The sequence below is a fragment of the Alkalicoccus chagannorensis DSM 18086 genome (assembly GCF_000429725.1).
In the GTDB taxonomy this organism is placed as follows: Bacteria; Bacillota; Bacilli; order Bacillales; family Salisediminibacteriaceae; genus Alkalicoccus; species Alkalicoccus chagannorensis.
This window is the reverse complement of record NZ_AUCK01000001.1, coordinates 175,802-188,794: the sequence shown is the minus strand read 5'-3', so window position 1 is coordinate 188,794 and position 12,993 is coordinate 175,802. Positions and strand designations below refer to the sequence as shown.

Below are 12,993 nucleotides of genomic sequence, written 5' to 3'. Positions count from 1 at the left end.
TTGACGTTATATCTTTCCTGATTTATCCAATTCTATGACGGCATCCAATACGGCAATCTTGACGTGCTCAAAGGTGAGTCCCCCTTGAATGTACGCTCTGTAGGGAGGACGGAGTGGTCCATCCGCAGACAGTTCAATGCTCGCGCCCTGTATGAAGGTACCAGCGGCCATAATCACGTCATGCTCATAGCCAGGCATATAAGAAGGCTGAGGACGGACGTGCGCATCAATCGGCGAGCCGGCCTGGATTTCCTGGCAAAAAGCGATCATCGTATCTGCCTCCGGAAACGAGACGGATTGGATCAAGTCCGTACGATGCCCTCCAGGCGCAGGATCTGTTTCCATTCCTGCCCGCTGGAGGAGCGCAGCGGTAAATTCCGCCCCTTTCCAGGCTTCTCCGACCGTGTGCGGAGCAAGAAAAAGACCTTGAAACATTTCCCTCAAAATACCGAGAGATGCGCCTCCCTCCGCACCAATACCGGGCGCGGTCAATGCATAAGCACAGCGGTCCACAGCTTCCTTCGTTCCAGCGAGGTAGCTCCCGGTCCGCACCAGGCCTCCCCCCGGGTTTTTTATTAACGAACCGGCCGTGATATCAGCACCAGCTGCTGGAGGTTCTTCCCGCTCGACAAATTCTCCATAGCAGTTGTCGACAAACACGTAGACGTGAGGATGCTTCTTTTTAACAGCGGCGACAGCCTCCCGGATTTCCTCGATAGGAATGGAACGACGGTCGTCATATCCCCGCGACCGCTGAATTCCGACTACACGGGTCTCCCGGCGGATCCTCGCCAGCACAGCAGGAATATCAATGTTGTTTTCGCGCAGAGGAACCTGGTCATACTTGATGTCAAAATCCTTCAGCGTTCCTTGATTCTCCACTCCGCTGCGGATGCCGATAACTTCTTCCAGCGTATCGTACGGGGCTCCTGTTATGTAAAGAAGTTCCTGGCCCGGGCGGAGCAGTCCAAACAAGGCTGTACTGATTGCGTGGGTTCCCGATACAAACTGAGGACGGACGAGCGCAGCTTCTGCACCAAAGACGTCTGCGTACACCTGCTCCAGCACCTCCCGGCCGCTGTCGTCATATCCATATCCTGTTATTTCCTGGAAATGAAAATCGGATACCTGTCTGCTTCTGAACGCCTGCAGCACTTTCCGCTGGTTGGCTTCGACCACCTGTCCAATCCGCTCGAACGAGGCTGCGAGACTGCGTTGTATCTCTTCTGCTTCTTTCATCCAATTCGTCATATAAAAGAACCGCCGCAGCGGTTCTGTACCCACCCTTCTATTTTTGCATTTCGTAGTAAATCGCAGCATTGTCGGAAACATAGCCTTGGATTTCATACGTTTCATCTTCTTCATGGAATCGTTCTTTCTGAATAATAGTCTCTTCTTTCAGCCGGTGCAGCCATTTTCCGTCCGCCGCCGGGAATCGGGATACATACGGCTGGAAGGAGTCCATCACCGCTGCCTGAAGCCTTTCCAGAAAGGAACGGAGATCCTCATCGTCGACCGCACTGATGAGCATGGCATGCCTGCTCGAAGATGCGATGAAATCTTTCTGCAGCTGGTCGCGCTTGTTGTATACGGTCAGCACAGGGATGTGCGAAGCATCCAGCTCCTGAAGCAGTTCGTGCACCGATGACTCATGATTCGCTGCATCAGGGTGGGAGGCATCGACAACGTGCACCAGGTAGTCGGCTTCTTTCACTTCCTCAAGCGTCGAGCGGAATGCTGCGATGAGCGTCGTCGGAAGCTGCTGGATGAAGCCGACCGTATCGGTCATCAAAAACGAAAAACCGGACGGCATCACCATCTTTTTTGTTGTGGGATCGAGGGTGGCGAACAGCTGATTTTCGACCAGCACATCTGCATCCGTCAGCCGGCGGAGAATCGTCGATTTTCCGGCGTTTGTATAGCCGATCAGCGCCACTTGATACGCCTTGTTTTCCTTTCTGCGTTCCCGGTACTGAATACGATGTCTCGCCGTCTGATCCAGCTGACGGCGGATCTCCGTCATTCTGTTTCGGATGTGGCGCTGGTCCATCTCCAGCTTGGTTTCACCCGGGCCGCGGGTACCAATCCCGCCGCCGAGACGGGAGAGCACTTTCCCCTGCCCGCGCAGGCGGGGCAGGGTATAGTTCAGCTGTGCAAGCTCCACTTGCAGCTTCCCCTCCCTGGACTGTGCACGCTGAGCGAAGATGTCGAGGATCAGCTGCGTACGGTCAATGACGGCTATCTCCGTTTCTGCCGTGATGTTCCTGAGCTGCGACGGCGTTAATTCATCATTAAAGACGATCAGATCGGCTTCCGCTGCTTCAGCCTCCTCCATCAATTCCTCCAGTTTTCCACTCCCGAGATACGTTCCTGTTTTCGGGTGCTTGAGTGTCTGCGTCATTGTCCACACTACTTCGCCTCCCGCAGTTTCTGCAAGTGCTCGCAGTTCTTCCAGACGATAGTGAAAATCTTCTTCCGATGTTCCCTGCCGGTGCACTCCGGTGATCACCGTTTTTTCTTTGTAGGGCATAGGTTCCTCCTTCTTCAATTACTTTTATGTAGGCCTGCTGCAGCGAATCCTCTTACGCACCCTTCTGACTGCCGGGGTCTACTGCGAAAATCCCCCTCAGATCCAGTGCTGGTCTGAAGGGGATTACACGACTTCACGTAAGCGGGGGCCTTTACGTAGGCGCAGTTGGTTTTTCCTGCTGTAGCTGCACATGACGCTGGGGAGAGAAAGTCGAGATCGCGTGCTTATAGACCAGCTGCTGTTTTCCGTCCGTATCAAGAACAACCGTAAAGTTATCGAAACTTTTGACTGTCCCCCTCAGTTGAAAGCCATTCAAAAGAAATACGGTGACCGGTATGCTTTCTTTCCTCAGCTGGTTGAGAAACTGATCCTGAATATTTACGGGCTGCTGTTTCATAGAGCCGTCCCCCTCGTTATGTTAGTTACGATGCTGCAGTCGCTCTTTGATGACGTTTATAATATCAGTTTCCCCATAAACATCGACATCAAACCACTGCACCGGCATTTTGTTACGGAACCAGGTCAACTGCCGTTTCGCATACCGTCGGGAATTTTTCTTCACAGCATCTGCTGCTTCCTGGAGGGACTGCTGATTGTCAAGGTACGGAAGAAGTTCTTTATAGCCGATAGCACGCATCGGAGGCACGTCCGGGCCATAGCGGTTGTAGAGTCCGTCAGCTTCCTTCGGCAGACCGCGGTCCATCATAATGTCCACCCGCTGATTAATTCTGTCGTACAGGGCCGCTCGGTCACGGTAAAGGCCGATCCAGATCACGTCATACACCGATTCTTTTTTCTCCTCTTCTGCTGTTCTTGCAGGAGTGCTTCCGGTATGAATATTCTCCAGCGCCCGGATCACGCGCCGGGTATTGTTTACATGAATGTGTGCAGCTGTTTCCGGAGCCAGGCTGCGCAGCTCTTCATGCAGGTGTACCGGACCCTCTTCGCGCAATCTCCGCTCCAGACCGGCCCGATACTCCGGATCTTCCTGGTGATGGGCGAAATGATAATCATAAATCAGGCTCTGCAGATACATCCCAGTGCCCCCGGCAATCACAGGAACTGCACCGCGGGAAGTGATATCTCTCACCGCTGCGGAAGCTTCCAGCTTAAAATCCGCAGCTGAATACGAGGCTTCCGGTGAGCGGATATCAATCAAGTGATGCGGCACTCTGCTGCGGGTGCGTTCATCTACTTTAGCAGTCCCAATATCAAAGCCCCGGTACACCTGCATGGAATCCCCGCTGATGATCTCGCCATGAATGGTTTCAGCAGTATTTACTGCCAGTTCACTTTTTCCAACGGCTGTTGGTCCGCAGATAACGATAAGCGGCTGTTTCATGTTCTTCCCACCCCCGTATTGATAATCCCGTAATGCTGTTTTGCAGAAGGGCGGTGCAGCCGATCAAACCCGAACTCCTCGAAGACCGGGCTGCGGAAGTGGTCTTTCACCACGATAATTCGTGCTGCCTTCGTTCTGGCGGCTGCTACTGCCTCTGCCTGCAGAGGAGATGTATTCCAGGAGTCCCGCAGCATGTCTATGCCGGAGGAGGCGTCCACCGATTCATAAAAAGCAGGATCGAAATACACAATATCGGTGCTCCCATCCGGAATGGACTGCAGATAGCCGGTATGAGGGCTGTGAACAACGGTGATACGTGCAGCTGCCTGCTTCATCCACTCTTGTGCAAAAGGATAGCGCCGCAGGCCTTCCCGCAGAAGCACAGCCTGAACTGCTTCGCTCTCCACTGCCGTGACCGAGGCACCCGCACCGGCACACACGAGGGCATCCGCCCCCAGTCCGGCTGTAGCATCGATCATGCTGTCACCAGGAGAGATGGCCGCTGCATCCACGAGCGCATCGTTCTGCCCTCTTGCAAGCCGTTTCAGACGAAGCACTGCCGTATTCGGATGGTACCACCGGTAAGAGTGACCATTCGTCCAGGAGATCGTATCGCGCTCGAGAATAAACAAGCCGTCCGGAGCCGAGGCCAGCAGCGTTTCCAACGACTGCTTTTCACGCTGAATATATGGAACATGGTACGCTTGCGCGAACGATTCCGCTTCTGAACGGAGGTGCCGGGCATGCTTAGCGGCAGTGGTTACCGCGGTGTTCATGAATTCATCACCCGCTGAAACATCTTCTCAAGTTCATAGACGGAATAATGCACCATCACCGGCCTTCCGTGCGGGCAGGTGAATGGATCTCTGCAGTGTCTCCAGTTATCGACTAGGGCCGTCATTTCCTGACGGGATAAATGATGGTTCGCTTTCACCGCTTTTTTGCAGGCCATCATAGCCGCCGCATCGTCACGAAGACGGCCGATATGGATTTCTTTGTCCCTGCGGAGCTGTTCGATAATATCATCGATACACTCTTTCTCAGCTCCAGCAGGAAACCAGGCCGGAACGGACGGAATCCGGAACGTGCGCGGGCCGAACGGTTCCAGAAAGACGCCTGCTTCCGCCAGTTCTTCCAGATGCTCGGTAAAGAAGACTTCTTCCTCCACCGTCGTCTCCAGCATGATAGGTACCAGCATCTCCTGCTGGTCCCTCTGCGGGGATGCGAGCTTGTCGTAATAAAACTCATAGTTGATGCGTTCCTGAGCAGCATGCTGATCAATCATGTACATGCCCTGTTCATTCTGAAGAATAATATAAGTTCCATGTACCTGTCCGACAATGTCCATCTCCGGAACCCGGACGGCATCCCCCTCCTTTGCAGCGGCTTGTTCTCCTGCAGCGCTTTCCTGAAACGACACATGTTCTGCTGTATCCTCTTCTGCAGACTCGGTCTGCTGTTCTGCATAGGAAGAGGGGGAGGGGTCTGGGGTTCTCTTTTCCTGCGCAGCAAACGAAACGAAAGTTTCCTTGATCTGTGGATCTCGTGCAGCTCTGCCGGCTTCGAACAGCGTCTGCTGCTCCGATGCGGGCTTCGGCTTTCTGGCAGCCGGCTCGGGAATGACAGCCTCCTGCTTCCACTGCCTGCGGAGGGTTTCTTCAATCAGCTGCTGAAGCTCTTTTTCTTTGCTGAGCCGCACTTCCAGCTTGGATGGATGCACGTTGACATCAACAAGCAGTGGATGCAGCGTAATGTGAAGACAGATGATCGGGAAACGTCCGATCGGCAGAAGCGAGTCATACCCTGCTGTCACAGCCCGAGCCGCGGCGATGCTTTTTACAAAGCGCCCATTGATAATCGTTGTGATGTAGGAGCGGTTTGCCCGGTAATCCGATGGACTGCCAGCATAGCCCTGAATATGAAAGTCCTCGTTCTCAGCTTCGAAATGCGTCATCCCTTTCGCTGCCTGATGACCGTAGACCGCCATCATTACCTGCTGCATCGATCCGCTGCCGGTAGTCCGGAGCAGCTCTCTTCCTTGATGGACCAGTGTGAAAGCAATGTCCGGCCTCGCCATTGCCTGTCTATTCACGACATCACTGAGATGACCCAATTCGGTGTGGATTGTTTTTACATACTTGAGCCGGGCCGGTGTATTGAAGAACAGCTCCCTGACTACGATATCCGTGCCCTGTCTCGGCGGAGCGGCTTTCCGGCTTTTCAGGCTGCCTCCCCTGTAAACGAGCTGCTCTCCTTCCAGACCGTCCGTCGACGTGGTCAGCGTGACGTCGGATACCGAAGCGATACTCGGGAGAGCTTCTCCTCGGAATCCGAGCGATTGGATCCGGAAGAGGTCTCTGTCGGTTTTAATCTTGCTTGTTGCATGCCGTTCAAAGGCTGTCTCCCGGTCATCCGGAGCGATACCGCGCCCATTATCCATCACACGGATCAGCTGCAGCCCTCCCTCTTCTGCTTCAATACGAATAGAGGTGCTGCCGGCATCAACGGCATTTTCCACAAGTTCTTTCACGACAGAAGCAGGGCGTTCAACGACCTCCCCAGCCGCGATTTTATTGGATAAGTGATCATCCAGCTTCTGAATATCAGCCATGACCTTCCTCCTTCAACGTTTGTTTCCAGCGGTCAATCAGCTGGAGCGCCTCCATCGGGGTCAGGTGAGCGGGATCTATCTCCTTGAGTTCTTTCATTGCAGGGGATGTTTCTCCCTCCACTGGGAAAAGGGTCAGCTGCTCTGCCTCTTGATGCGGGGCGTCGTCTGCCGAGGGGCTTTTCTTCGGCTGCTTCTCCAGCCCGTCCAGAATGGCGGAGGCCCGCACGAGAAGTTCTTCCGGCAGTTCCGCAAGTCTCGCAGCATGTATCCCATAGCTTTTATCAGCGGCGCCTTCTACCACTTTATGAAGAAATGTCAGGCTGCCGTTTTCTTCATGGGCAGACACATGCACATTGACAAGTCCTTCCAGAACATGATCGAGTTTCGTCAACTCATGGTAATGCGTGGAGAACAGTGTCATCGCTCCGATCCGGCCATGGATGTATTCCACGACCGCCTGAGCCAGCGCCATCCCGTCATACGTCGACGTTCCTCTGCCGATTTCATCAAGCAGGATCAGGCTGTTTGGCGTAGCCCGGGTGACCGCATGTTTCGTCTCCACCATTTCCACCATGAACGTACTCTGCCCCTGCGAAAGATCATCGGCTGCTCCAATCCTCGTGAAAATATGATCGAACAGCGGCAGTTCTGCTTCTGCTGCTGGAACGAAAGACCCTGCCTGGGCCATGACGACAATCAAGGCCAGCTGCCGCATATACGTGCTTTTCCCTGCCATATTCGGACCCGTGATGAGCAGCATATTCCGATCAGGGTGAAGGTCGATATCGTTTTCGATATAAGCACCTGCTGCGATGGTCCGCTCCACTACCGGATGGCGGCTGCTCCGCAGTTTAACTGCCCGATGCTCTGTAAAGACCGGCCGTACGTATTGATGCTGTTCGGCAGCTTCTGCAAAGCTCTGCAGCACATCCACTGTGCTCACAGCAGCGGCTGCTTTCTGCAGCTGAGGAATGTAGCGTTTGACGTCTTCACGCACGGCGAGGAACAGCTCATATTCAAGCCTGCCGCTCTGATCTTCTGCTTCCAGAATGACGCGTTCTTTTTCTTTTAGTTCAGGGGTGATGAACCGTTCAGCATTCGTGAGTGTCTGCTTCCGCTCGTAGCGGCCTTCGGGAAGGTATTTCAAATTCGGCCTGGATACCTCGATATAGTAACCGAACACTTTATTAAAGCCGACTTTCAGCGATTTGATGCCAGTCTCTTCTTTTTCCTGTTTTTCCAGCGATGCGATCCAGCTGCGGCCGTTCTTCATCGCATCGCGGTATTCATCCAGCTGGGCATGGTACCCATCCTTGATGATGTTTCCCTCGGTGATCGAGGGAGGACAGTCTTCTTTTATAGAAGCCTCCAGCAGGGAAGCAAGGTCATCCTGGGTCTCCATGCTCTCAGCAATCTCGTCAGCAGCATCCGTCTGCAGACTGCGCAGACGTTCTTTCAGAGCAGGGAGCTGCTGCAGGGAGTGTTTCAGCTGCAGCAGATCTCTGCCGTTCACATTTCCGAACGACACCCTGCCGCTTAAACGTTCGAGATCATAGACGCCTTTAAGGAGCTCCTGTACTTCCAGTCTCTCCATAAACAATGTCACGAACGCATCGGTCAACGCATGTCTCGCTTCCGCTTCGGCCCGGTGCAGTACCGGACGCTCGAGCCAGCGTTTAAGCATCCTCCCGCCCATGGCTGTACGTGTATAATCCAGTACAGCAAGCAGGGATCCCTGCTTTTTCCGGTCCCGGAGCGTTTTTGTAAGCTCCAGGTTTCTGCGCGAGTCCTGATCGATCGACAAAAAGTGAGCGGCTTCATAGGAAACAGCCGGCTGCAGATGATCCAGCTGCCTTTTTGCCGTTTCGTGCAGATACTGCAGCAGCAGCTGACATGAGCGTGCTTCGGCTTCGTTCAGGGAGGCTGTCACCGTACCATCCTGCACCGCTGCATCCGGCTCAATGCCGCTGACAAGCGCGGAAAGCCTCGTATCCGCTTCTGTCTGCCACTGCTCCTGCTCTTCCTTTACGGTGATAATTTCTTTTGGCGCAAAGGCAGACAGCTCCTCGAGTACTTCCGCCCGGGTCTGGAGACGGGTTACGTGAAATTCTCCGGTTGTCAGATCAGCAGCCGAGAGAAAATAAGCTCCCTGCAGCGGAAGCACTGCACATATGTACTGATTTGCTGCTTCTGCTACCCCTTTTTCCGACATCACCGTTCCCGGCGTAATCACCTGCACCACTTCCCGCCTGACGACGCCTTTCGCGGCCTGCGGATCTTCCGTCTGTTCACAGACGGCTACCTTATACCCTTTTTCTACGAGCTGGGCGATATAATGTTCGGAAGAGTGATGCGGCACTCCGCACATCGGAATGGCTTCCTCTCCCTTTCCCCGCTTCGTCAGCGTTATCTCCAGCTCTCTGGCAGCGAGTTCGGCATCATCATGAAAAAGCTCATAGAAATCACCGAGCCTGAAGAAGAGAAAAGCGTCCTGATGCTCCTGTTTGATGGATTCATACTGTTTCATCATCGGCGTTGCTGTCTGCGTCACCTCTGCGTCCTCCTTTGAGCGGAGAAACGCCCACCAGAAGCTGTTCTTCCGATGGGCGGTCCGGATTTTTATTTGAGAGGGTTTTTCCTCGTTGTTCCGTGCAGGAGATCCCCGCCAGTTGATTCAATGATCTTATTGGTTACCGTATTGGAAATCGTGTTGCTCACCATCTGCAGCAGCTCATTGACTTCGATCTGTGACTGCTTAAACTCCTGAACGAGGGGAATATCGTCCAGTTCGTCCTGCAGGGCGTCGATTTTCGCTTCCGTTTCTTTCAACGCCTCCGTCTTGTCATAGTGCTTTAAGTTCACGGCTTCTTTTTGGAGTGATTTAATTTTACCGATAATCTCCTGTACTTTCAAATGATCATTGATCTGAAGTTCAGCACGCTTGAAAAAGTCGACTTCTTCTGTCTCTGCAATTTTAGATGCGAGTCCTCGAGCTTCTTCCATGATCTGCTGCTTCGTATAAAATTCTGCCATGTTATTTCACCTCTGCCGGTTCGACAACGCGTCCGTTGAGCGACCATGTTTTAGCTTCTGTTATTTCTACGTGTACCAGAGTGCCGACAGCCGATTTCGGCGCAGCAAAATTGACGAGGCGGTTCGTTCTAGTCCGTCCGCTTAAAATATCAGGGTTCTTCTTGCTCTCACCTTCGACAAGGACCTCTACTACCTGTCCTTCACACGCTTTGTTCTTTTCAGCTGAAAGCTCATTGACGATTGCATTCAGACGGGCGAGCCGCTGCTTTTTCACCTCATGCGGGACGTTGTCTTCCATTTTCGCAGCCGGTGTACCGTCCCGGGGAGAATAAATATAGGTGAAGGCACTGTCATACTCCATTTCCTTGACGAGAGAGAGCGTTTCTTCAAACTGTTCTTCCGTCTCGTTTGGAAAACCGACAATAATATCGGTTGTAAACGACGCGTGCGGGATTGCCTGCTTGATTTTATTCGCGAGTTCTATATAGGACTCCCTCGTGTACTTTCGTGACATGAGCTTCAATACGTCACTGCTCCCGCTCTGCACCGGGAGATGAATATGCTCTACGAGATTGCCGCCTTCGGCAAGGACACTGATCAGATGGTCGTCGAAGTCACGTGGGTGGCTTGTCGTGAAACGCACCCTCGGGATGTCGATTTTCCGGATTTCCTCCATCAGATCTCCGAGACCGTAGTCGATATCGGCCAGATCTTTACCGTAGGCATTCACGTTCTGGCCGAGAAGCGTAATTTCTTTGTAGCCGTTTCTGGCAAGGTGCCTGACTTCCTCAATGATATCTTCCGGTCGTCTGCTGCGTTCTTTGCCGCGGGTGTAGGGAACGATGCAGTATGTACAGAATTTGTCACAGCCGTACATGATGTTCACCCACCCCTGGATCTTCCCTTTTCTGGCGCGGGGCATGTTTTCAATAATGTCCCCTTCTTTCGACCAGACTTCAATCACCATTTCCTTGGAGAAGATCGCGTTCTGGATCAGTTCCGGCAGACGGTGAATATTGTGAGTTCCAAAGATCAGGTCCACGTGGGGATGTTTGGACAAGATCCGGTTTACAACCGCTTCCTCCTGTGACATGCACCCGCAGACACCGATGATTTTCTCCGGATTGTCCAGTTTCATCTGCTTCAAGTGACCAATCTCTCCGAAAACTTTGTTTTCGGCATTTTCTCGGATCGCACACGTATTGATGAGAATCACATCGGCTTCTTCCGTATCCACGGTAGAGGTAAAACCCATTCTCATCAGAATGCCGGCCATGTTTTCCGAATCATGTTCGTTCATCTGGCATCCATACGTCCGGATCAGAAACTTCCGTCCTTCGCCGATGTTTTTCATGCCTTCCGGTATATCGAAATCGTAGTGGATTTCCACGTCTTCTTTGCCGCGTTTTTTCGCCTGCTTTAAGCTGGGAGGTTCATACGTCGTCTGGAAATACTGGGAATAATCCTTTTCCTGACGCTGCCCCGCTTCCTGCCGGCGGCGCTGTTCTTCATTCATATGAAGCAGGTCTCCTTTATTAATACTATCAACCTATAATTATAGAGGCTATTCCGCTTCAGCACAAGCACCAGCTTCAACGGAAGAGCCGTTCGTGGACGTGACTCCTCAATATTTTCTGATTCTATCAGGCGTTCGACAGAGACTGTTTCCGCTGAGTCCGTCTTTCATGACGTTCCCACGGTGCCCCTCTCCTTCCATGTTATACGAGCAGCACTTATCCGCACTTGGAATAGAGGATGTGACAAAACCAGAACAGATAGAAGCCTCCGCCTTTTTTGGTGAAGGCTTTCTGTAACCACAGGGTGGATCCTTCCAATGACAATTGCCTGCCGCGGACATCTCTAAACTTTCCATGATCAACCCGACGTATAGACGGTGCGCGGTGATTTTTCCCGACTCAAGCGCAAAGTGCCACGCAGTCGGAACAGGGTGTGCCGAAAGCTTATTGAGGGAAGAAAGAGGGTTTTTCATTCTTCCCGTGCAGCTGGCTGCGCCGTCAACCTGTATGAAAACTTATACGCTTATACTTAAATAAAACGCTTTCGACAATCCAGATCGGATCATCGAAGGCGTTTTTTACGTGCTGGAGATTGATGATGTCCCAGCCTCTTTATCTGTTCATAGAAAAGCAGCAGGAACGGTTTCCAGATCGACACGCGGCCGGCGCGGCCGGGGAAGTCATCTTTTTTCTCCGAAGCTTTCTCCTTTATTCAGCCCCGCAGGTTGCGGTATCGATCATCGTCGGCCGCCCGGCTTCTGTCCATATCAGGAGATGATGCCCAGATCCCTGCCGGCTCTCTTGAACGCGTCGAGGGCTTCATCCAGTATCTCCTGGTCATGTTCCGCCGTCACAATGGTACGCACACGGGCTGACCCTTTCGCCACCGTCGGAAATGCAATTCCCTGGGCAAAAACACCATATTCCCGGAGTTTATCGGATAGCTCATGCGCTTTTTTTTCATCTCCTGTAATGACAGGAGTGATTGGCGTTTCGCTCACGCCGGTGTCAAATCCGAGTTCTTTCAGACCTTTCTTGAGATACCTCGCATTATCCCAAAGCTTCTCAACCAGCTCCGGTTCTTCGAGCAGGACATCGACAGCCTCACTGCATGCCGCCGTTACTGCGGGTGGATGGGAGGTGCTGAAAAGAAACGGACGTCCTTTATGAATCAAATAGTCACGAACAGCTTTCGGAGCTGCAACATACCCTCCAAGGACGCCGACAGCCTTACTGAGCGTACCTACCTGGATGTGCACCCGTCCATTCAAGTCAAAGTGGTCGACTGTACCCCGGCCGTTTCTGCCGAGAACCCCGCTTGCGTGCGCATCATCGACCATGATTAAGGCGCCATAGCGCTCACAGATCTCTACGATCTGAGGGAGCGGTGCAATATTGCCGTCCATCGAGAAAACACCGTCCGTCACAACAAGCTTCTTTCTCCAGCCTTCTTCCTCCGCTTCCTTAAGGGATGCTTCCAGGCTTTCAAGATCCACGTGCTTATAAATCTTCCTGCCCGCTTTAGTCAGACGAATGCCGTCGATGATCGAAGCGTGATTAAGTTCGTCGGAGATGACAACATCCTCTTTGGATAAAAGAGATGCAAGCACTGCCTGATTTGCTGTAAAGCCAGACTGAAGTACAAGGGTAGCTTCTGTATGCTTGAACGCAGCCAGTTTTTCTTCAAAATCATTATGCATCGAAAACGTGCCCGCTATCGTCCGCACAGAACCTGTACCGGCGCCGTATTGATCGGCAGCTCTCACTGCCGCCAGCTTGAGGCGTGGATGGGAGGTAAGACCGAGGTAATTGTTCGAGGAGAGCTGAATCATCTCTCTGCCGTCAATGGTCACTCTCGCTCCCTGGTCGGATTCAATCGGTACGAGCGTACGGTATACACCATCTTCTTTCATCTGCTCCAGTTCCTGCTCTATATGTTCAAATCCATTCATTTGATCTC

Annotated in this window: 10 protein-coding genes; all 10 read right to left on the bottom strand. The window is 52.7% G+C overall.

All coding sequences use genetic code 11. The annotated features are described in order from the left end of the window. Positions 1 to 6: 6 nt before the first annotated feature. The gene (locus G477_RS0100950; protein WP_026696341.1) at positions 7 to 1,251 is read right to left on the bottom strand and encodes a methionine gamma-lyase family protein; all 1,245 of its coding nucleotides are present in this window, start codon (positions 1,249 to 1,251) and stop codon (positions 7 to 9) included. 37 nt (positions 1,252 to 1,288) lie between these two features. Then, complete coding sequence (hflX, locus tag G477_RS0100945) at positions 1,289 to 2,530, bottom strand: GTPase HflX (RefSeq protein ID WP_026696340.1); 1,242 nt, start codon at positions 2,528 to 2,530, stop codon at positions 1,289 to 1,291. 151 nt (positions 2,531 to 2,681) lie between these two features. Continuing rightward, positions 2,682 to 2,927, bottom strand: a complete 246-nt coding sequence (hfq, locus tag G477_RS0100940) for an RNA chaperone Hfq (protein ID WP_026696339.1) — start codon at positions 2,925 to 2,927, stop codon at positions 2,682 to 2,684. A gap of 21 nt (positions 2,928 to 2,948) precedes the next feature. Next, complete coding sequence (miaA, locus tag G477_RS0100935) at positions 2,949 to 3,872, bottom strand: tRNA (adenosine(37)-N6)-dimethylallyltransferase MiaA (RefSeq protein ID WP_026696338.1); 924 nt, start codon at positions 3,870 to 3,872, stop codon at positions 2,949 to 2,951. After that, entirely contained in the window at positions 3,869 to 4,648 is a 780-nt protein-coding gene (locus tag G477_RS0100930; protein WP_026696337.1) for a class I SAM-dependent methyltransferase, read from the bottom strand. Before G477_RS0100930 ends, miaA begins: the two co-directional genes overlap by 4 nt. Further along, a complete protein-coding gene (mutL, locus tag G477_RS0100925) occupies positions 4,645 to 6,483 on the bottom strand; it encodes a DNA mismatch repair endonuclease MutL (RefSeq protein WP_026696336.1) in 1,839 nt (612 codons plus the stop codon). Before mutL ends, G477_RS0100930 begins: the two co-directional genes overlap by 4 nt. Beyond that, positions 6,476 to 9,013, bottom strand: coding sequence for a DNA mismatch repair protein MutS (gene mutS, locus G477_RS0100920; RefSeq protein WP_026696335.1), 2,538 nt, complete (start codon positions 9,011 to 9,013; stop codon positions 6,476 to 6,478). The genes mutL and mutS overlap by 8 nt, the downstream gene beginning before the upstream one ends. Positions 9,014 to 9,102: 89 nt before the next feature. Next, the gene (locus G477_RS0100915; RefSeq protein ID WP_026696334.1) at positions 9,103 to 9,516 is read right to left on the bottom strand and encodes a YlbF/YmcA family competence regulator; all 414 of its coding nucleotides are present in this window, start codon (positions 9,514 to 9,516) and stop codon (positions 9,103 to 9,105) included. Between the two features lies 1 nt (position 9,517). After that, positions 9,518 to 11,032: a tRNA (N6-isopentenyl adenosine(37)-C2)-methylthiotransferase MiaB gene (gene miaB, locus G477_RS0100910; protein ID WP_026696333.1), complete on the bottom strand. Its 1,515-nt coding sequence runs from the start codon at positions 11,030 to 11,032 to the stop codon at positions 9,518 to 9,520. Positions 11,033 to 11,800: 768 nt separating this feature from the next. Then, complete coding sequence (locus G477_RS0100900; RefSeq protein WP_026696331.1) at positions 11,801 to 12,985, bottom strand: glycine C-acetyltransferase; 1,185 nt, start codon at positions 12,983 to 12,985, stop codon at positions 11,801 to 11,803. Positions 12,986 to 12,993 lie beyond the last annotated feature (8 nt).

What these genes read in the sequence shown, in the direction of transcription:
- mutL (WP_026696336.1), bottom strand. Translation starts at nt 6,483, where the DNA reads ATGGCTGATATTCAGAAGCTGGATGATCACTTATCCAATAAAATCGCG.
- miaA (WP_026696338.1), bottom strand. Translation starts at nt 3,872, where the DNA reads ATGAAACAGCCGCTTATCGTTATCTGCGGACCAACAGCCGTTGGAAAA.
- G477_RS0100915 (WP_026696334.1), bottom strand. Translation starts at nt 9,516, where the DNA reads ATGGCAGAATTTTATACGAAGCAGCAGATCATGGAAGAAGCTCGAGGA.
- G477_RS0100950 (WP_026696341.1), bottom strand. Translation starts at nt 1,251, where the DNA reads ATGACGAATTGGATGAAAGAAGCAGAAGAGATACAACGCAGTCTCGCA.
- G477_RS0100900 (WP_026696331.1), bottom strand. Translation starts at nt 12,985, where the DNA reads ATGAATGGATTTGAACATATAGAGCAGGAACTGGAGCAGATGAAAGAA.
- miaB (WP_026696333.1), bottom strand. Translation starts at nt 11,032, where the DNA reads ATGAATGAAGAACAGCGCCGCCGGCAGGAAGCGGGGCAGCGTCAGGAA.
- G477_RS0100930 (WP_026696337.1), bottom strand. Translation starts at nt 4,648, where the DNA reads ATGAACACCGCGGTAACCACTGCCGCTAAGCATGCCCGGCACCTCCGT.
- hfq (WP_026696339.1), bottom strand. Translation starts at nt 2,927, where the DNA reads ATGAAACAGCAGCCCGTAAATATTCAGGATCAGTTTCTCAACCAGCTG.
- mutS (WP_026696335.1), bottom strand. Translation starts at nt 9,013, where the DNA reads ATGATGAAACAGTATGAATCCATCAAACAGGAGCATCAGGACGCTTTT.
- hflX (WP_026696340.1), bottom strand. Translation starts at nt 2,530, where the DNA reads ATGCCCTACAAAGAAAAAACGGTGATCACCGGAGTGCACCGGCAGGGA.